This is a genomic window from Burkholderia gladioli (assembly GCF_000959725.1).
Lineage (GTDB): Bacteria > Pseudomonadota > Gammaproteobacteria > Burkholderiales > Burkholderiaceae > Burkholderia > Burkholderia gladioli.
Map to the genome: position 1 here is coordinate 732091 of NZ_CP009322.1, position 19155 is coordinate 751245.

15 protein-coding genes are annotated in these 19155 nt (G+C 65.2%); 3 read left to right on the forward strand and 12 right to left on the reverse strand.

Annotated elements, in window-relative coordinates; translation table 11 throughout:
• Positions 1 to 3: 3 nt before the first annotated feature.
• From BM43_RS04065 to BM43_RS04090, 6 genes are all read right to left on the reverse strand, one after another.
• Positions 4 to 264, reverse strand: a complete 261-nt coding sequence (locus BM43_RS04065) for a PAAR domain-containing protein (RefSeq protein ID WP_025101980.1) — start codon at positions 262 to 264, stop codon at positions 4 to 6.
• A complete protein-coding gene (locus tag BM43_RS04070; protein ID WP_036056753.1) occupies positions 261 to 1355 on the reverse strand; it encodes a DUF6708 domain-containing protein in 1095 nt (364 codons plus the stop codon). The genes BM43_RS04065 and BM43_RS04070 overlap by 4 nt, the downstream gene beginning before the upstream one ends.
• Positions 1348 to 3924, reverse strand: a complete 2577-nt coding sequence (locus tag BM43_RS04075) for a T6SS effector BTH_I2691 family protein (RefSeq protein ID WP_036057372.1) — start codon at positions 3922 to 3924, stop codon at positions 1348 to 1350. The genes BM43_RS04070 and BM43_RS04075 overlap by 8 nt, the downstream gene beginning before the upstream one ends.
• Positions 3925 to 3965: 41 nt before the next feature.
• On the reverse strand, positions 3966 to 4709 hold the full coding sequence (locus BM43_RS04080; protein ID WP_157693235.1) for a DUF4123 domain-containing protein: 744 nt from the start codon (positions 4707 to 4709) through the stop codon (positions 3966 to 3968).
• 13 nt (positions 4710 to 4722) lie between these two features.
• Entirely contained in the window at positions 4723 to 7179 is a 2457-nt protein-coding gene (locus BM43_RS04085) for a type VI secretion system Vgr family protein (protein WP_036056751.1), read from the reverse strand.
• A 295-nt stretch (positions 7180 to 7474) separates the two neighbouring features.
• Positions 7475 to 9346, reverse strand: coding sequence for a peptidoglycan D,D-transpeptidase FtsI family protein (locus BM43_RS04090; RefSeq protein WP_036056750.1), 1872 nt, complete (start codon positions 9344 to 9346; stop codon positions 7475 to 7477).
• 161 nt (positions 9347 to 9507) lie between these two features.
• Here BM43_RS04090 and BM43_RS04095 point away from each other — a divergent pair, with 161 nt between their 5' ends.
• The gene (locus tag BM43_RS04095) at positions 9508 to 10077 is read left to right on the forward strand and encodes a cysteine hydrolase family protein (protein ID WP_013689837.1); all 570 of its coding nucleotides are present in this window, start codon (positions 9508 to 9510) and stop codon (positions 10075 to 10077) included.
• Between the two features lie 46 nt (positions 10078 to 10123).
• Here the strand turns inward: BM43_RS04095 and BM43_RS04100 are convergent, their stop codons facing one another.
• Complete coding sequence (locus BM43_RS04100) at positions 10124 to 11416, reverse strand: aspartate carbamoyltransferase (protein WP_036056748.1); 1293 nt, start codon at positions 11414 to 11416, stop codon at positions 10124 to 10126.
• A gap of 249 nt (positions 11417 to 11665) precedes the next feature.
• Here BM43_RS04100 and BM43_RS04105 point away from each other — a divergent pair, with 249 nt between their 5' ends.
• Positions 11666 to 11800, forward strand: coding sequence for an entericidin A/B family lipoprotein (locus BM43_RS04105; RefSeq protein WP_013689839.1), 135 nt, complete (start codon positions 11666 to 11668; stop codon positions 11798 to 11800).
• Between the two features lie 95 nt (positions 11801 to 11895).
• Here BM43_RS04105 and BM43_RS04110 read toward each other — a convergent pair whose 3' ends face one another.
• Positions 11896 to 12318, reverse strand: a complete 423-nt coding sequence (locus BM43_RS04110) for a cupin domain-containing protein (RefSeq protein WP_036035058.1) — start codon at positions 12316 to 12318, stop codon at positions 11896 to 11898.
• 132 nt (positions 12319 to 12450) lie between these two features.
• Positions 12451 to 13452: a LysR family transcriptional regulator gene (locus BM43_RS04115; protein ID WP_036035056.1), complete on the reverse strand. Its 1002-nt coding sequence runs from the start codon at positions 13450 to 13452 to the stop codon at positions 12451 to 12453.
• Between the two features lie 144 nt (positions 13453 to 13596).
• Here BM43_RS04115 and BM43_RS04120 point away from each other — a divergent pair, with 144 nt between their 5' ends.
• Positions 13597 to 15882: an NADP-dependent malic enzyme gene (locus tag BM43_RS04120; RefSeq protein WP_036056746.1), complete on the forward strand. Its 2286-nt coding sequence runs from the start codon at positions 13597 to 13599 to the stop codon at positions 15880 to 15882.
• A 97-nt stretch (positions 15883 to 15979) separates the two neighbouring features.
• On the opposite strand, the gene BM43_RS04125 is transcribed toward BM43_RS04120, so the two are convergent.
• From BM43_RS04125 to BM43_RS04135, 3 genes are all read right to left on the reverse strand, one after another.
• The gene (locus BM43_RS04125; protein ID WP_036056745.1) at positions 15980 to 17320 is read right to left on the reverse strand and encodes a carotenoid oxygenase family protein; all 1341 of its coding nucleotides are present in this window, start codon (positions 17318 to 17320) and stop codon (positions 15980 to 15982) included.
• A 225-nt stretch (positions 17321 to 17545) separates the two neighbouring features.
• Entirely contained in the window at positions 17546 to 18607 is a 1062-nt protein-coding gene (locus tag BM43_RS04130) for an alkene reductase (protein ID WP_036056744.1), read from the reverse strand.
• 71 nt (positions 18608 to 18678) lie between these two features.
• Positions 18679 to 18987 carry an ArsR/SmtB family transcription factor gene (locus tag BM43_RS04135; protein WP_017919460.1) on the reverse strand — a complete coding sequence of 103 codons (309 nt, stop codon included), beginning with the start codon at positions 18985 to 18987 and terminating at the stop codon, positions 18679 to 18681.
• Between the last annotated feature and the right edge of the window lie 168 nt (positions 18988 to 19155).

A 19155-nucleotide genomic window follows, 5' to 3' on the forward strand; every position in this document is an offset into this window, starting at 1 on the left:
CGGCTAGGCGAGCGAGGAGATCAGGCGGGCACCGCATTCGGTCGGGTCGTTGTCGAACGCGACGGCGACGCCGTGATGCCGACGAGTGCTGTTTTCCGGCAGGATCCGGAACTGGCCGTGGCAGATCGGGCATTCGGTGAGATCGTTCGCCAGCGCGACGGGAAGGCCCAAGACGCGCAGGTCCCTGCTGGCGGTGATGACTTGGCCGCCGTGGGTGGTTCGGTCGTGCAGACGGATGACGCCTCGTCCGTTTTCGTCTTTCATGGTCGACCTCGTGCGGTTCGGCGGGCTGCGGCGGCGGGGTTTTCGAGCCAGGCCGCGGCGTTTTTTTGCTCGTCCATTTCGCCCTTCCAGTCCTTGACGGGGGCTTGGGGGTTGTCGGGGTATTCGCCGCGTTGTTGGGCGAGGATGGTGTCGCCCCAGCCGACGGGGGTGCCGGGGCGCGGTTCGGCATAAGGGTCGTCGGGGGCGATCTGCGAGATGCGTTCGATTGATTCGGGCCAGATGGGATCGCGGCAGGTCGCGTTGGCGAGCACACGCATGACGGTGAACACGAGGATGAGCGGCATCATCAGCAGCCGGACGATGGCTGGGGCGCGCAAGCCGAAGCTATAGAGCGAGAACAGGAAGGCTTCGCGTAGTGTTTCTTGTTGGGTGTGGAACAACATGGGCTTGGGTAGATCGCCAGGGCCGTCGTTCATGTAGGCGCACCAGTAGTTCCATTGAGCGAGAGCCATCCCGATTTGACCGTAGCCCGTCCACTCGCGGCCGATCGAGAACACGCGTGCGACGGTGCCGTTGTCGGCTAGCGTGTAGTGTCGGATGTGGAAAAAGACGCCGAACGATGTTTCTTCACGATGTAAGCAGAAGATCGATTCAGTCGACCAAGGGGCTTCCCATACGATGTCGCCTTCACCCGGCTTGGCGAAATATCGTCGAGATCGGATTGCATAGAGCCTGTTAAGGCTGCGATGAAAGCGGATCGGTTGGTGGCGTAAGCCGTAGAATAGTCCTCGGCCGAATTTCCAGGTGATTCCGCCGAAAATAAAAATAAAAGTAAGCGCCATAAGGTGGGTTATTAATCTTTCTGAGAGTGGGTCGCTGCCAAGGTAGGCATAGCTGTATATATATGGACCATTTAGGGCGGCTGCGAAGGAGATGGTGATTCCGAAAATAAACCACTGTTTTTCCAAAAATGATGGCTCGATTACATCCATGAAGATGGAGTTGATGCGGAAGATTGTCCCGAAATCTTGTAGATTTGGTCCGGTGGATTGATCGATTTCTAAACGATGTGCCGCATCCCATTCGGGTATCGGCTTGCCGATGCATTTCTTCATTGCGAGCTCATGCATGCTGGTCTCCTATTGAGAAGTTGAATGCTTTTATTTCTTCCTCGAGCGATCGGTAATGCTCTCCTTTGCTGAGCTTGCAATGAGATATCCAATTTTTAATGGCCTTGGATTTGTTGTGGGAGATGATGATTCCGGTGATGATGGACGCAACCAGGATGGGCCAGAAAAACGGAAGGCTAATGGCCGGCGCGATCGCGATGTATGCTCCAAAAATTCCGCTGAGATTGTAGAGAATCCAAAGGCTGGTATCGTTATTGCTTTTTGCGCCAGGTGCGTTTATGAAGATGTCAAAACCGGCTAAAATAAGCCCTGTGATGGCTGCTAGTCGCTGTCCAAGGTTGATCCCGGCTCCGGCCAATTCACTAGCCCCCGCCCACTGCTTCATAATGAACGTCGATAGCGGATGAGCAGGTGCTTTTATAATCGTTATCGAAGCCGTTTCGATAACCGTTCCAAGAATCGACACAACAGCGGCAGCAAGCTTCAACTCCGCTTCGTCGTGATTGAACTGATCACGCCCCTCCCACTCCTTGGCCGCGAATGTCAGCGTCACTACCTGGAAAATCATCGTCACGACGCCGAGATTGAAATCCGCGGACGACCCCAGCCACCTCTTTGTCGCATCCACCCCAGGCACCCTGATCGCCTTGATCGCGCCGGCCTCGAGTTTCCCGTTCTTCACCAACGTATCGACGTCCATCTCGTACGCGACGATATTCATATCCGTCGCAGGCGCCGCCCTCAGAACCTGCTTGCCGACCTGCGTGGCGGCTGCCCTTTGGCTGGTCCGATCGCCATCGAGCTTCACCCCCAGCGTCTTGACCTGTTCCAGCGTCCAATCACGTATCGCGAGCTTGCTGGCTGCCGATCGCTTGATCCGAACACCCGATTGCATCGCCAGGCGGATCGTGATGAAACCCACCGCGGAACTACGCGCCGCTTTCGTCAATACGTCCACGACCTGATTGGCCGTCGTGATCACGAGCCTGTCACGCAAGTTGTCGGCCTTGCTCAGATCCTTGATCTGATCGAAGGCCAGCTTGTAGATATTCAGGAAGTTTTCGTACGGAATATCCGAGGCATGGACATGCGCGTCCGCCGCCTTCATCAACTGCTCATGATTGAACATCAGGGCCCGCGCATACAGATTCCTGATATCCGAAGCCTGGCCGTTCAGCCAGTCGTCGAGCACCTTCTTGCAGGCTTCGGTACCTGCGGCGGCGCCGATCGCCTGCGCGCAGGATTCGCTGTAGGCATAACCGCTGCGCAAGTCCTTCACGTCATGGTTGCCTGCCATCCATTCGGCCAGCAGCAGCGATTTCAACCAATCGGCATGAGCCTGCACGAGGGCTTGCCATGTTGGCCTGAACGCGTCGAGCGCTTGCTGGTATTCCTGCGGGAAGCGCTTCAGCGCCTCCGTGTCGATCACGCTGACTCGCTTTCCGTCCGCACCAACCCTGGTCGAAGCCTCCTCCCAAGCCTCGTTGGCCGCATCCTCCTGGGTTGCGGGAATATCGCTCGCTTTCTTCGTTTCCTCTTTCACGGCCTTCTCGAGGCTTCCTGTCTTGATCCACCGGCGCAGCACATGAAAAGCTCCCATTGCATCCGCCGATACTGGGCGACCGATCTTCGTGTTGACGGCGTTGGCCTCCGCAATCGCTTTTGACACGCCATACGTCAAGCCGGCCGTAGCTCGCGCGTTGGCGCGAATGCCGGCTTCCGCGCGCTCCAGAAGCCGTGCCGAGATGGATTTCCAGTAGATCTGTTCGTCGAAGCCGTTATGCAGGCTGGGAACCGTCAATTCCGCGAGATCGTTGGTAATGCCCACTGGATCATTGACCGCGACCACGAAACCTTTCTTGTTCGGTGATTCCGCCATCGCGTCGCCGATACGTTTGGCCACCTGGCTGCGGCGCGCGAGCGTCTCGTACTTGACAGGCTGATTGCTGAACAAGAAAGCCTCCGTCATCGCCTGGTCGTCCATCGCGAAATGCGCGATCTGCCGATGCGACGCTTGAAACTCTCCCGTGTCGCATGCATTGCCGGCGAGCATAGCCGGGATATCGATGCATTGCATGTGCTGCTTGCGCCACGCCTCGCTCTCGATCTTCTTGAAGACGAGCTCGCGTGTCCAACGCACGTTGGACCAGCCGATCCAGAGCCTGGTCGCCTCGTCGCTGCCCGGGGTATGCAGCACATCCACGCAACGGCCATACGATTCATAAGCCGTGTCGCTCGCCGGGCAAGCCTGTTCAATGAAGCGCTCGGGAGCATCGCCGGCCGGCGGCGCGATGCCGGGAGGGAAACGCCAGAGCATGCCGTTATCGATCACCATGTAGGCACGCAGGAGCTTGCGTTTCTCGTCGTAGGTGTAGAGATAGCCGGCGCGCAATGCGCGCAAGGTGTACTTGGCTGTGGAAACGGATTGCGGCGCGCGCTCGTCGATTCGGAAATGTCCGGTCAAGGCCGGCGCTTTGGAGGCGCCGCGCGGGCATGCGATTGCATAACGAACGGGGTAGATCAGAAGCGACTGTCGGTCGCACAGCGGGCAGCCGCTAAGCGTGGGCATGGAAAGGTCCTCTGGAGTGGTTTCGAAAGGCATGGCAGGGCTCAAGCGAGCTTGAAATCGTGTGGCAGGCGCTGAAGCGCGAAGGTCACGAACTCGTGTGACGCGACGAGACCTTGATTCAGCGCTTCTTGAAAGAGCTCATCCACGATGGCAGGCAAGCGAGCGGCCTGAGCACTGCCCAGGCCGGCGAGCCGATAGCAGACTTCATCGGCCATTTCGCTGCGATCGATACGAGGCCACTGATCCGGCCGGGGCCAGCCGGCTGGGCTGTCGACGGATTCATGAACGAACTGGCCGGCCTCGACGCGCCAGCCATGGCCTGCCCATGGAAACGTCCACGATTTCACCGGCCCGAGTAGCGCCCGTCGTTGTGTTGGGTCGAGTATCGCGAGCGCCAGGCTGAACACACGTGGATCGTGGAAGCGCCAGAAAACGGATTGGCCGCCGATGCCCGGCCCGACGAGGTGATGCGCGATATGCCGGGCGATCACGTCGACAGACGCTTCGCTGTCGAGCCACGCGCAGATTGCGGGCGGCTGGTCGGCATGGAACCGCCCAAGCAGGTAGCGACCCGCCAGCATCCGGACGTCGTCGTTCAATGTGGCGAGATCCACCAGCTTCGGCATCCACTCTTCGCGGTGAGCCAGGATGCGTGGCGTGCAGGCATGTCCGTCGAGTGCGGCGATGTCCGGCGCATGGCCGCAGGTGCTGGGGTCGATCAACAGAAACCCGCGCGTGAGCCCGTTCGTGAGATCGCTTACCGGCTGCATGAGAGGAGGGTTCATATCCATGCTCCCATCAAGTCAGCACGATCGAGGACGAGCCTGCGCGACCTGCGTCAACGGCGAGATGCGCGCACAGGTCCTTGCCGGGAAACCGCGTCGGGATGTTTTGCCCGGCGGCCGTATCGTGGCTGCTTGCGTGGATCAGGTTCTCGCCGGCCGTATAACCGACGATCCCCTTCGCGCTGACTTCCAGCTGGCTACCTCCCGCCGTCAACCGAATGCCCTGCTTCGCGGTGAGGGTGATCCAGTCCGTCGTGCTGACGATCGCGACCACCTTCCTGGCCAGCAACTCGAGATCGTCGTTCTGTGCCTCGACCCGTACCTGGCCGCTGGCGGCGACCAGCCTCATGCCCATGCGATGGACGAACACCGAGAACCTGTCCGAAACACTCGCCAGGAGCGATTTGCCGGCGGCAACGGCCATCGTGTCGCCGGCCGTTATCGCCACGTGCCGACCCGCCGCGACATGAGTCGTTCCCGGCGTGGTGACGGCGATGCCGGCGGCGCCCGCCAGCAGCAACTGTGCGTCGTCCAGTTCGGGAAAGTCGCCGTTGCCGGGCGATCCCGCGCCACGAATGCCTTGCACCTGCGACTCGAGCGCATCGGCCACCTTCGCCTGATCGGCATCGCCGTCCTGCGCCTCGTGCTGCCTCGCAAGCCCGCCCAATTGACCCTGCAGCGTCCGCGCCTTCGTCAAGCGTGAAGCCGGCTCGCTGACGTCGGACAGGTGCCCTCGCGCTTGCGGCCGCATCTCCGTGCTGATCAGCATGCCCTTGCCGCTGCGGATTGCGCCCACTTCGTCGGTGCGCAGCTCGAACCCTTCGCCGCGGGCGTCCTGCCGCCCATGCCAGTCCTCGATGCGCGTGAGCTTGCCGAGCGACAACTGGCTGGCGGCATGGTCGGAGCGAAGCTGCGCCTGAAGTGCCTGGGCGGTATCGTCGAAAACCAGGTGATTGCTGCGGCCCATCGAGGCATTGCCGTCGGCGCCATCGAGTTCGCGGCTGCGAATACCCATCAGCGCCTGCTGTTCCGGCAGCTTCCAGGCGGGCGGATTGTGCGCATTCATCACGCGCCCGGTGACAATCGGGTGATCCGGGTTGCCGTCCAGCCATTGCACGACCACCTCGGAGCCGATGCGCGGCAGCGCCGCGAGCCCCTGGGCACCGCCCGCCCAAGCGCTGGCCACGCGCACCCAGGCCGTGTATTTGCCATCGCGATCCCAATGAAAGCGGATCAGCACGCGCCCGTGCTCGTCCGTATGAATGCTGGTGCCCGATGGGCCGACGACGGTGGCGGTCTGCGGCGCGAGGATCCGGGTATCGACGCTGTTGAAGCCGCGCCCCGGCCGCCACGGTGTGGTCTTGCTCACGCAGGTGAATTCGTTGCGGTATTCCGCCGGCTGGCCGGTGCCTTGCAGGTAGTTGTTGGTCGCGAGGTGGCGCACCGACACGATCAGGTATTCGTCATCCCGAGGATCTCGGCTCAGTGCCAGGCCATGGTGATCGGTGAGCCTGAACCATCGACCGGGCATCACGAAGCGGTTGTTGCCGCTAGCCTCGACGCGCTGGATCGTCGTGCCGATTTCTTCGATCCGGCGATTCACGAGCTGATAGCCGTGCTCCATGTTGCGGTAGCCATGCGCGCCTGCGTATTCGTTCCATTCGAGAATGGGCAGGGTGGCATCCGTTTGCAGGCTGCTCCGGACGTGGGTGGGAAGCGGGGATTTGAAGTCGAAACGAGAAAGTTCCGCGTGCGTGGAGGTGGTTTGCTGGAATGGCGACCAGCTCAGGATGCTGTCCGCTTCCTGCGCGCCCATGCCGCTGTGAAAGCGGATCTCGTGGGTATCGCCGTCGATCGGCGGCGCGGGACGGCCTGGATCGGCGACGATCAGCCGATGCCCGTTCTCGCGATGCTCGTACCAGTAGCGCAACCCCGCCTGTTCCCAGCGCCGATGCACATAGTTGTGATCGTGTTCGCCGAACTGGCAGGCCATCTTCACCGGCGGATCGTCCTCGCCGACATGCCAGGCCCAATCGGGCAGGTTGCCGTAATCCTCGAACACGGCTTCGGTCTGGCGCCGCAGGTTGCGGTCGAGGAACAGACGGTTGTGCCGGCCGTATCTCAGGTAGCGCAGCCACGGCCCGATCACCGCTTCGTAGCAGGCACAGGCGCCGTCGCTGCCGAGTTGCCGGAACGAAAAGACATAACCGTTGAAATAACGCTGGCTGCCGTCGCCGCGCAGCAGGCTGAGCGTGAGCTTCCTGCCGATGAAATCCCGGGCGGGCAGTGCGGCATGATCGGAAAGGATTTCGATCGTGAATTGAAAATCGCGCGACAACGATTCCGTGCCGTCGATGCGATTCGCCAGCAGAAGCGGATAAGGCGCTTCGCCGTCGAATTCGAATCGCAACAGACGATTATGCTGGAAATCGAGCGCCAGTCTTGTCAGGTCGTGCTTGGAATTCGACATAAGGATAATGGCCTGTCCCTCGAGCCGGCGCTTCGATAAACGCTACGGCAGCGTCATGAGCTTGATGTGCGAGGGAATATAGCCATGGCGGGCAGGCAATGCCATGCGGCCGATCGTATCGATCGGATATCGAAATATCAGAAAATGTCCGGCTTTATCAGGAAGCGAGAATCGCCGATATATGAAGAATCAGAATGCGGATTTTGATTGCGCGATCAATGCCGGGTTGATTTTATTTTGGATAGGCAATCGAGGCATGCAATCGACCGGGTATGAATGAACCCGGTTCAGGCTTTCAGGATCGCGGCGCGGCTGTTTTTTCCTGGCTGGCCACGGAGTTGATCACGCGTTGCGTCACCATGGCCGGCGCGGGACGCACCGCGGGCCGTGCCGCCGGCTTGCCCGGCGCGGCCGGCCGCGCGCCGCTGGCTTGCTTCACCGCGTCCGGCTTGACCGGCGCATCCGGCGGCACCCCGAGCAACTGCAGCGTGCCGCCCATCACGGAAGAGAACACCGGCCCGGCCACGGTGCCGCCGTAATACCCCTTGCCGCTCGGCTCGTCGATCATCACGGCGACGATCACGCGCGGGTCGCTCATCGGCGCCATGCCGGCGAACAGCGCGCGGTACTTGCCCTGCGCATAGGAGGCGCCGACCTGCTTGCGCGCGGTGCCGGTCTTGCCGCCGACGCGATAACCGTCGACGCGCGCCGCGCGCCCGGTGCCGCCTTCGCCCACCGCCATCTCCAGCATCGAGCGGATCGCGGCGGCCGTTTCCGGCCGCGTCACGCGACGCCCCTGCAGGGCGGGAGCCTGGTCGTCGCGCAGCAGGCGCACCGGGTGGAGCGTGCCGTCGCCGGCGTAGGCGGTGTACATCTGCGCGATCTGCAGCAGCGACATCGACAGCCCGTAGCCATAGGCCATGGTGGCCTGCTCGATCGGGCGCCAGCGCTGGTAGGGGCGCAGCCGCCCCGAGGCGACGCCGGGGAAGGTCAGGTCCGGCGCATGGCCGATGCCGTATTCCTGGTACTTGTCCCAGATGGTTTGCGCGGACAGGTTCAGCGACAGCTTGGCGAGCGCGACGTTGCTCGACTTCTGCAGCGCCTGGGCAACCGTCAGCGTGCCGTGGTTCGAGGTGTCGTGGATCACGGCGGGGCCGATCTTCCAGGTGCCGGGCGACGTGTTGACGAGGCTTTGCGGGCGCACCTTGCCTTCGTCGATCGACAGTGCCACCACCAGCGGCTTGACCGTCGAGCCCGGCTCGAAGGTGTCGATCACGGCGCGGTTGCGCAACTGCGCGCCGGTCAGGCGGCTGCGGTCGTTGGGATCGAAGGTGGGGTAGTTGGCGAGCGCGAGGATCTCGCCCGAGCGCGCGTCGAGCACCACCACGCTGCCGGCCTGCGCGTGATTGGCGAGCACCGCCGCCTTCAGTTGCGCATTGGCGAGCTGCTGCACGCGGCGGTCGATGGTCAGCTCGACGGTGGCGCCGTGGCGCGCCGGTACCTGCGGACGCGTGTCGGAGATGATCCGGCCGAGCCGGTCGCGGATCACCTCGCGCTGGCCGGCGGTGCCCAGCAGCAGGCCGTTGGCGGCCAGTTCCACGCCTTCCTGGCCGCGATCCTCGATATTCGTGAAGCCCACCACGTGGGCGGCCGATTCGCCTTCCGGGTAGAAGCGCTTGGAATCGGCGATCTGGGTGATGCCGGCGAGGTCGAGCTTATCGAGGCGCGCGGCGGTTTCGGGATCGATCTGCCGCTTGAGCAGCACGAACTGCTTGTCGACCGACAAGCGCCTTTTGACCTCGGCCGCCGGCATCTCGAGCAGCTTGGCGAGCGGGCCGTAGGCGGCCGAATCGACCTGCTTGGGATTGGCCCAGATTTCGTAGGTGTTGAGGCTGACGGCCAGCATCGCGCCGTTGCGGTCGACGATCCGGCCACGCATCGCGTCGAGCTCGATGGTGCGCTGGTAGCGCTTCTCGCCCTGGCCGAGATAGAAGTCCTGGTTCGCCACCTGCACCCAGAAGGCCCGCGCGATCAGCGCGGCGAACGCGAGAAAGATCAGGATCACGACGAATTTCGATCGCCACATCGGCAGGCTCGACCCGAGCATCGGGCTGCGCGCGACGGCGAGATAGGGATCGGCGTGCTTCGACTGGTTTTTCTGCGTCATGGGCGGCGCGGCGGCGATTTCGAAATTGAAAGAAATGATAGGCGAATTGTAATGAATGTCGAGGTGGGGCGTGAGAAAAGCGGGGCAAGCGTGGTTTTTTTGGTGCGGGGGAGGAGAGGGGCGAGGCTAGAATCGAAGCCCGTTCCATCGTCGGAGGTTCCGTGCAGGCCGTCGTTCGACTCGAGCCCAATGCGGCGCTGCTGCTGATCGACCTGCAGCAGGGTATCCGCGAGCCGCGGCTGGGCCGCCGCAATCATCCCGAGGCGGAGGCGCGCATCGCCGGCTTGCTCGCGCGTTGGCGCGAGACCGGCCGCACCGTGGTTCACGTGCGGCACCTCTCGCGCGAGGCCGATTCGGTGTTTCGGCCCGGCCAGCCGGGCGTGGAATTCCAGCCGGCCTTCCTGCCACGAGCGGGTGAGCAGGTGCTCGACAAGCAGGTGCCCGACGCCTTCACGTCCGGCGAACTGGCGCCATGGCTGCACCGCCAGGCGATCGGGCAATTGGTGGTGGTGGGCGGCATCACCAACAATTCGGTCGAATCGACCGCGCGCACGGCCGGCAATCTCGGTTTCTCGACCATCGTGGTGGCCGACGCCACCTATACCTTCGACCGCCACGACCTGGACGGACGCCTCTGGCGCGCCGAGGAGATCCAGGCGCTGTCGCTGGCCAATCTGGCGATGGACTACGCGTGCATCCTGGACACCGCCGCGCTGCTCGCGCTGAGCTGAGCCCGCAAGCCGGCGCCTCGATCGAGGCGCCGCCCACCGCTTCCCCTCAATCGATGCCGTGGAACACCGCATCCTCCGGCCCGAGATAGACCGGCGGCCGCCAGGTCGCGTCGCGCATCGAGTGCTGCACCAGGTGATCGACGCCGAGCAGCACGGCGAAGATCGCCATGCGCACCGGGATCCCGTTGTCGGTCTGGCGGAAGATCGCCAGCCGCGGATCGCGGTTCAGGTCGATCGACAGGTCGTTCGCGCCGGGCCGGCTGTCGCGCGGCAGCGGGTGCATGATCAGCGTGTCGCGCCCGCAGACGGTATCCATCAGCGCCTGGTTGATCTGGAAGTCGGGCGTGTAGCCCTCGAAGGATTCGTCGGTGAAGCGCTCCTTCTGGATTCGCGTGGCATACACCACGTCGGCGCCGGCCAGCCCCTTGGCGAGGTCGGAGGTTTCCTCGATCACATGGCCGTTGCGCGAGACCTGCTCGACGATGTAGCGCGGCATCTCCAGCGTGGGCGGCGCCACCAGGGTGAAGCGGATGCCGCGATAGAGCGCCAGCAGCTTGACCAGCGAATGCACCGTGCGGCCGTACTTGAGATCGCCGACGAAGGCGATGTGCGAGCCGTCGACGATCTTGCCGAGCCGCGAGAACTCGCGCTGGATCGTGTAGAGGTCGAGCAGGGCCTGGCTGGGATGCTCGCCGGGGCCGTCGCCGCCGTTGATCACCGGCAGGTTGATGGCGCGCGCGAACTCGGCCACCGAGCCCTGCTCGGGATGGCGGATCACCAGCGCGTCCACGTAGCCGGCCATCACGCGGCTGGTGTCGTGGATCGATTCGCCCTTGGCCATCGAGGAGAAGGTGAAGCCGGTGGTGTCGCAGACCGAGCCGCCCAGCCGGCAGAAGGCCGCGCCGAACGAGACCCGGGTGCGCGTGCTGGCCTCGAAGAACAGGTTGCCGAGCACGGCGCCTTCCAGCACCCGCGAGATCTTGCGGCGGCGCGCGATCGGCTGCATCACGTCGGCCACCCGGAACAGCGCCTCGACCGAATCGCGCGAGAACTGGTCGACCGACAGCAACTGCGGGCGGCCCTCGAACAGGATCTGGCTGCTCAAGGAGTTTTTATCTACGCTCTGCGTATGGTTGGCCTCGTCCCCGGCCCGTTCGACGATCTCGCTCACATAGCGCTCGACGATCTCCGGCATCGAGCGCGATTCCTGCGAATCGTCGGGCAGCAGCCAGGTATCCAGCGCCCGGCGGCTCACGCCAATGCGGTTCGCGAAGGCTTCGCGGGTCATGTTGAGGCGGCGCATGGCGTCGCGCAGGAAGGCTTGCTGGGGAACGGTCATGGTGGGCTCGGTCTTGAAATATACGCGATGCGTATAATAGTTCGCCGCCTGTCAAAGTCAAGCGCCGCCGCGCCCGATTTCGGGCTAGCATCGGCTGTGCCTCGGCCGCCACGCCCGTCAATCATTTGCTGGCGGCGTTTCGCGGCATTTGTATAATCGGGACCAGTCCCCGCCCCATCGGGGTGGCGGCCGTTCGACAAGGTGCGATGTGCCCACTACGCTCGGGCTCGACTTCCAAGGAGAATCACGATGACTCGTTCGATTGCTGCAGTTCTGCTGATCCTGACCGCCGCGCTCGCTGGCTGCAACACGATCGCCGGCGCGGGCCAGGATATTTCGAGTGGCGGCCAGGCCATCTCGAATACGGCCGAAAAGGCCAAATAAGCATCGCGCGCCGTGAGGCGCGCATCGCGATCATCGACGGGCTGCCTGCGGGCAGCCCGTTTTACTTGGGGCGCCGTCGCGTGCCCGGAGCGGGCTCAGATCCAGACATCGTTCGGCGCGGTGCGCTCGAGCTTGTCGCCGTCGCCGGTATTGACCACGCCGCGCGGCTCGATCAGCAGCACCCGCACCTCGGCGGCCGCATACGGCTTGTGCTCCACGCCGCGCGGCACCACTGCCATCTCGCCGGCGCGCAGCACGATCTCGCCGTCGCGCAAGGCGATGCGCAGCTCGCCGTCCAGCACCAGGAAGGTCTCGTCGGTATCGGCGTGGCTGTGCCAGACGAAGTCGCCGAGCAGCTTCGCCACCTTGAACTGGTAGTCGTTCATTTCCGCGATCACGCGCGGCTGCCAGTGGCCGTCGACGCGGCCGGCCTTGGCGAGCAGCGGGATCGTGACGGATTGGCCGCGCGTGGCGGCGGGACGGGCCGGGCTGTCGCCGGTGGGAGCTTGCGGGTTCATGCCGGGGTTCCTGGTATCGATGGGAAACCCAGCTTAGGCGGGTGCCGCGCCCGTGGCTTGTAAATTCTTGGCGAAGGGGCAACGCGGGGGCGGGGCCGGGCAGCCGCAGCAGGCGCCTTCGCCGCGCCCGCGTCACTCTTCCTCGCGGCGCGCCAGCGCCTCGGCCGCGGCCGGCTTGCCGGCCTCGGGCTCCTGGTAGAGCGCGCGCAGGGCGCGGGCGAGCAGCGTGTCCACCTCGCGCGGCGCGCCGTCTCGCGTCAGGATCGCGACCGGCGGCAGGGTCCAGTCGAGCGTGTAGGGGACGATCGCCACGCCGGCGATATGCACCAGTTCCTCGGCGATATCGGCCGGCACGATCGAGACGGCGTTCTCGTTGGAGGCGAGGATCTCGCCGATCAGGCGTGACGAATAGCTTTCGACGATCGGCACCGGCGGCGCCACGCCGGCGCGCAGGAACAGGTCGGAGATCTGCTCGCGGATCGGCGTGTGCGGCGCGCCGAGGATCCAGTCCAGCTCCACCAGCTTCTGCCAGTTGAGCTTGTTGCGCGCGAGCCGGGCGGCCAGCCGGCGGCTGGCGATCAGGCGCGGCTTCTGCTGGTGGACCACCTCGAAGTGCAGCTCGGCCAGGTCGACGGTGGAGGTGGCGCGCGCGATCACCACGTCGAGCTGGTGCTCGCGCAGCTGCGCGATCAACTGCTCGCTGGTGCCTTCGTGGATCGTCATGGTCAGGCGCTGCGGCACCTCGGCCTGGGTCTGGCGGATCGCCGCGGCCAGGGTCCTGCCCGAGATGAAGGGAATCACGCCGATATGGATGCGGGTGGCATGCCCGGCCACCACCGCCTCGATATCGCGCGTCAGGTGGTCGAGGTCGTGCAGCATGGCCTGGGCGCGCGCCAGCACCACCTTGCCGAGCGCGGTGGGCGTCATGCCGCGCGAGCTGCGCTCGAACAGCGGGCCGCCGAACATGCCCTCCAGCTCGGCCAGCGCATTGGTGACGGCCGGCTGGCTGCTGGCCATCTGCTCGGCCACGCGCGTGAGCGAGCCGTGCTGGCGGATCTGCAGCAGCAGGATCAGATGGCGGATCTTCAGGCGGCTGCTGAGCCGCCGGATCACCTCTTCCGTATCGAAGGCCACGGTGCCGGCTTCCTGGTCATTATGAAAACGTGATGCGCCCATACTAATTCAAAATAGGGCGCCGATTGCGGCTGCCTAGAATCGCTTCCTCGATATGCCCAAGCCGCCGGGACAGGCCCGGCGCCAACACCGCGAGTGGAGACGATGAACAAGACCGACCGCCAGGCCGCCCTGGAATACCACCAGTTCCCGACCCCGGGGAAGATTTCCGTGACCGCGAGCAAGCCGCTGGTCACGCAGCGCGACCTGGCGCTGGCCTACACGCCGGGCGTGGCGGCGGCCTGCGAGGAGATCGCCGCCGATCCCGCCAACGCCTTCAACTACACCAGCCGCGGCAACCTGGTGGGCGTGATCACCAACGGCAGCGCGGTGCTCGGCCTGGGCAACATCGGCGCGCTGGCCTCCAAGCCGGTGATGGAAGGCAAGGCGGTGCTGTTCAAGAAGTTCGCCGGGATCGACGTGTTCGACATCGAGATCACCGAATCCGACCCGGACAAGCTGGTCGACATCATCGCCAGCCTGGAAGCCACCTTCGGCGGCATCAACCTCGAGGACATCAAGGCGCCCGAGTGCTTCACGGTCGAGCGCAAGCTGCGCGAGCGCATGAAGATCCCGGTCTTCCACGACGACCAGCACGGCACCGCGATCACGGTGAGCGCGGCCTTCATCAACGGCCTGAAGGTGGTCGGCAAGGATATCAGGCAGGTCAAGGTGGTCACCTCGGGCGCGGGCGCCGCGGCGCTGGCCTGTCTGGACCTGATGGTCGACCTGGGCCTGCCGATCGAGAACGTCTGGGCCACCGACATCGAGGGCGTGGTCTACCAGGGCCGCGCCACGCTGATGGACCCGGACAAGGCGCGCTTCGCGCAGGACACCTCGGCGCGCACGCTCGACGAGGTGATCGAGGGCGCCGACGTGTTCCTCGGCCTGTCGGCCGGCGGCGTGCTGAGCGCCGCGATGCTCAAGAAGATGGCTGCCAATCCGCTGATCCTGGCGCTCGCGAACCCGACGCCGGAAATCTTCCCCGAGCTCGCCCACGCCACGCGCGAGGACGTGGTGATCGCCACCGGCCGTTCGGACTTCCCGAACCAGGTCAACAACGTGCTGTGCTTCCCGTATATCTTCCGCGGCGCGCTCGACGTGGGCGCCACCACCATCACGCGGCGCATGGAGATCGCGGCGGTTCACGCGATCGCCGGCCTCGCCCAGGAAGAGGCGAACGACGCGGTGGCGGCCGCCTACGGCGCCTACGACCTGTCGTTCGGGCCGAAGTACCTGATTCCCAAGCCCTTCGATTCGCGCCTGATCCTGCGCATCGCGCCGGCGGTGGCCCGCGCGGCCATCGAGGACGGCGTGGCCACGCGCCCGATCACGGATTTCGCGGCCTACACGGACCAGCTCCAGCAGTTCGTCTATCACTCGGGCGCCTTCATGAAGCCGCTGTTCGCGGCGGCCAAGCAGTTCGTGCGCGACGGCGCGAAGACCCGCATCGTGTTCGCCGAAGGCGAGGAGGAGCGCGTGCTGCGCGCGGTGCAGGTGATCGTCGACGAGAAGCTGGCGCGGCCGATCCTGATCGGCCGCCCCGAGGTGCTGCTCGCGCGCATCGAGAAGTTCGGCCTGCGCCTGCGCCTGGGCGAGGACGTGGAAGTCACCAACCCCGAATACGACGAACGCTTCCATCAATACTGGACCACCTATTGGGAGCTGCGCTGCCGCGACGGCATCACCAAGGAGATGGCGCGCGTCGAGATGCGCCGCCGCCTGACCCTGATCGGCGCGATGATGGTGCGGCTCGGCGATGCGGACGGGATGATCTGCGGCACGGTGGGCGCCTATCACGACCACCTGCGCTTCGTCGACGAGGCGATCGGCAAGCAGCGCGGCGCGCGCACCTACGCGGCGATGAACATCCTGCTGCTCGACAAGCGCACCGTGGCCCTGGTCGACACCCACGTCAACGACAATCCGAACGCCGAGCAGATCGCCGAATTCACCGTCTCCGCCGCCTCGCAGATGGCCTGGCTGAACCTGCAGCCGAAGGTGGCGCTGCTGTCGCGCTCGAACTTCGGCTCGGGCAGCTCGGCCTCGGGGGCGAAGATGCGCGAGGTGCTGGAACTGGTGCGCGAGCGCGCGCCCGATCTCGAGATCGAGGGCGAGATGCACGGCGACTGCGCGCTCGACGAGGCGCTGCGCCAGCGCATCCTGCCGCATTCGCGGCTCAAGGGCGAGGCCAACCTGCTGGTCTGCCCGAACGTGGACGCCGGCAACATCGCCTACAACCTGCTGAAGACCAGCGCGGGCAGCAACGTGGCGGTCGGGCCGTTCCTGCTCGGCGTCAACGCGCCGGTCAACGTGCTGACCTCCAGCTCGACCGTGCGCCGGATCGTCAACATGACGGCCCTCACGGTACTGCAGGCGAATCGGGACTGAACTCCTGCCGGCTGAATGGCCGGATGACAGGCACCTCGGGCGATGTGTGCAAGCACGCCGCCCGACGTGCCTTTTTTGCTTGCGCGGCGCCGCGGCTTCAGTCGCGCGGCAGCCAGGCGCCGTGAAAGCCCGCCGGGATCCGCACCGGCAGATGCACGGTCGCCACCGGTTCGGCATCGAGCCGGCGCGCGTCGAGCACCACCACGTCGCTGGTGTCGGTGGCCGCGCGGTACACGCAGGCGAGCACCCAGCCGTCGTCGTCCTCGCTCGATCCCGCGCGCGGCACGAACACCGGTTCGCTGTTCTGGTCGCCGGGCGGCACCGCGTGGCGCATCACCTCGCCTGTGAGGACATCGAGGCGAACGATGCCGCGCATCTCGTCCAGGCCCGGCTGCTCGACCGCGTAGCAATAGCGATAGGCGCGGCCGGTGCGACGCTCGTCGATGCGCGGCAGCTCCAGCGCCAGGTCCGACAGCGCTCCTTCCTCGACCGTGCCGGCGTCGAGATCGAAGCGGTAGCGCCAAGGCGTGCCGATCGGGTTCGGCTCGAAGGCCTGGCCGTCCGGCGCCAGGCGAAGGAACCAGGGATAGCGGATCACGTCGAGCACGATGGTCGAGGCATCCGCGTCCCAGGCGTTGATCACGTGCTGGATGAAGCAGGGCGCGATCTCGAACCAGCGCAGGGCATCGGCGTCGCCGGCATGGCGCGGCAGCACGCCGATGCGCGCCGGCCGGTCCGCCTCCCAGCGCAGCGGCATGCGATGGCCGCGCTTGAGCATCGAGAAATCGTAGATCACGTTCAGGTCCGGCAGCAGGCTGTGGCTGGCCGTGATCGCGAGGTCGTGGATCATCGACGGACGCGGCAGCTCGATCGGCAGGTCCACGCGCGTGGTGCCGTCGGGCGCGGCCACCATGTAGCGCAGGTAGGGCGGCATCCAGTGCGCACGAAACCCGACCAGCTCCGCCGTTTCCGGATCGACCTTCGGATGTCCGCCCATGCCCTGCGCGAAGGCGGGCAGGTGGTGTGCCGGGCCGAGCGTGTCGAGGCCGGGCGAGATTTCCAGCGGCATGCCGCCCTCGGCCAGCGCCAGCGTGCTGCCGGCATGGCGGATCACGTTGATGTTGGGGTTGGTGTCCGGCATCGCCTCGAACTGTTCGGGCGCATGGTGCTCGGCCCAGCGGCGCGTGCGCAGCCAGCGGTTGCGATAGCCGCTCGTGCGGCCGTCGGCGAAGCCGACCGCATGCAGCATCGCGGCCTCGGGCCACCAGGACAGCAGGTCCTGGCCGGCGAAGCGGCCAGTCACGGGATTCGGGCCATTGCGCACCAGCCAGCCGTCCAGCTCCGGCGGCAAGGTGCCGCTCAAGGGCAAGGCACCCAGGTCGGATTCGCGGGCTACCGGGGCGAGCGCGCCGGCATTGAGGTCGATGGCGGAAGACATGATTCGGGGCAGGCAAGCGGGCCGTTGTGGACAAGGAGCGAATTTATACCCGGATGTAAATCGATCGTCAATATCATCCGGGTATAAATAGAGAGCCGGTTCCTCGGCACGTGTTGCCGCGAATCGATCCGATCCCGTTTTCGGGCGCCCGAAAGCAAAACGGCCGCCGCTCACGCATCGGGCGTGAGCGGCGGCCGCGAGGACGGGCAAGCGCCCGCCCGGTCGTCAGGCGACGTTTTCGAGCGACGGATAGTCGGTGTAGCCCGTCTCGCCCTCGGCGTAGAAGGTCGACGGCACCGGCGCGTTCAGCTCGCTGTTGAGCTGGAAGCGGCGCGGCAGGTCCGGATTGGCGATGAACAGCTTGCCCCACGCCACCGCATCGGCCTCGCCCTTGGCCAGCACGGCTTGCGCGCTGTCGAGCGTGAACGCTTCGTTGGCGATGTAGGGGCCGCCGAAGGCTGCCTTCAGTTGCGGGCCGAGACGGTTATCGCCTTCGCTTTCGCGGGCGAAGATAAAGGCGATCTTGCGGCGGCCGAGTTCGCGCGCGACGTAGCCGAAGGTGGCCGCCGGGTTCGAATCGCCCATCGTGTGCGCATCGCCGCGCGGTGCCAGGTGCACGCCGACGCGCTCGGCGCCCCATACCTCGATGGCCGCATCCACCGCCTCGAGCAGGAAGCGCGCGCGGTTCTCGATCGAGCCGCCGTAGGCGTCGGTGCGATGGTTGGTGCTGTCCTGCAGGAACTGGTCGGGCAGGTAGCCGTTCGCGCCGTGGATTTCCACGCCGTCGAAGCCGGCCAGCTTGGCGTTCTCGGCGCCCTTGCGATAGGCCGCGATGATGCCGGGGATCTCGTCGAGTTCGAGCGCGCGCGGCGTGACGAATGGACGTTCCGGGCGCACCAGGCTGACATGGCCGCCGGCCGCGATCGCGCTCGGCGCCACCGGCAGTTGGCCGTCCAGGAAGATCGGGTCCGAGATGCGGCCCACGTGCCAGAGCTGCATGAAGATCTTGCCGCCCGCCTCGTGCACGGCCTGGGTCACCAGCTTCCAGCCCTCGACCTGTTCGTCGGACCAGATGCCCGGCGTCTTGGCGTAGCCCACGCCCTGCGGCGTGACCGAGGTGGCCTCGGTCAGGATCAGGCCGGCGGAGGCGCGCTCGGCGTAGTAGCGCGCCATCAGCGCGTTCGGCACGCGCTCGTCGCCCGAGCGGGCGCGCGTGAGCGGGGCCATCACGATACGGTTCGGCAGCGTCAGGTCGCCGACGACCAGCGGATCGAACAGGGTTGGCATGGCAGGGACTCCTTGTCGAATGAGTTGGGCCGGGCACGGACCCGGCAAGCCTCGCGGCGGCGATATCGACGCTACAGGCTGGTTTGCAATTGATCGACGAAGGCCCGGATCACCGTTTCGTTGCGCCGAAAGAACACCCACTGGCCGACCCGCGAGCTCTGCACCAGCCCCGCGCGCTGCAGGGTGGCGAGGTGGGCCGACACGGTCGACTGCGACAGGCCGCAACGCGAGTCGATCTGGCCGGCGCACACGCCTTCCTGGAACGAGGCGTGCAGGGCCTGGTCCGGGAAGTGGTGCTCGGGCTCCTTGAGCCAGGCGAGGATCTCGCGCCGGACAGGGTTGGCCAGGGCCTTGTGAATCGCGTCGATGTCGAGCGTCATGGGTGATGAATCGGTGGAACGGCGGGACCCGATTGTAACGTCGTCGGACGAAGCATATATCGGAATATCGCGATATATAGAATTAACCTTGTGAGGAGGCGGGTTAATAACGATGCGGTAATAAAGGGCGCCATGACGCGGCGATGCCGGCGCGGTTTTCGCGCCGGC

Bases quoted from the DNA above. Each gene is read 5' to 3' on its own strand.
- BM43_RS04080 (WP_157693235.1), bottom strand. From the start codon at position 4,709: ATGAACCCTCCTCTCATGCAGCCGGTAAGCGATCTCACGAACGGGCTC.
- BM43_RS04085 (WP_036056751.1), bottom strand. From the start codon at position 7,179: ATGTCGAATTCCAAGCACGACCTGACAAGACTGGCGCTCGATTTCCAG.
- BM43_RS04070 (WP_036056753.1), bottom strand. From the start codon at position 1,355: ATGCATGAGCTCGCAATGAAGAAATGCATCGGCAAGCCGATACCCGAA.
- BM43_RS04100 (WP_036056748.1), bottom strand. From the start codon at position 11,416: ATGACCGTTCCCCAGCAAGCCTTCCTGCGCGACGCCATGCGCCGCCTC.
- BM43_RS04065 (WP_025101980.1), bottom strand. From the start codon at position 264: ATGAAAGACGAAAACGGACGAGGCGTCATCCGTCTGCACGACCGAACC.
- BM43_RS04075 (WP_036057372.1), bottom strand. From the start codon at position 3,924: ATGCCCACGCTTAGCGGCTGCCCGCTGTGCGACCGACAGTCGCTTCTG.
- BM43_RS04125 (WP_036056745.1), bottom strand. From the start codon at position 17,320: ATGTCTTCCGCCATCGACCTCAATGCCGGCGCGCTCGCCCCGGTAGCC.
- BM43_RS04120 (WP_036056746.1), top strand. From the start codon at position 13,597: ATGAACAAGACCGACCGCCAGGCCGCCCTGGAATACCACCAGTTCCCG.
- BM43_RS04090 (WP_036056750.1), bottom strand. From the start codon at position 9,346: ATGACGCAGAAAAACCAGTCGAAGCACGCCGATCCCTATCTCGCCGTC.
- BM43_RS04110 (WP_036035058.1), bottom strand. From the start codon at position 12,318: ATGAACCCGCAAGCTCCCACCGGCGACAGCCCGGCCCGTCCCGCCGCC.
- BM43_RS04135 (WP_017919460.1), bottom strand. From the start codon at position 18,987: ATGACGCTCGACATCGACGCGATTCACAAGGCCCTGGCCAACCCTGTC.
- BM43_RS04105 (WP_013689839.1), top strand. From the start codon at position 11,666: ATGACTCGTTCGATTGCTGCAGTTCTGCTGATCCTGACCGCCGCGCTC.
- BM43_RS04130 (WP_036056744.1), bottom strand. From the start codon at position 18,607: ATGCCAACCCTGTTCGATCCGCTGGTCGTCGGCGACCTGACGCTGCCG.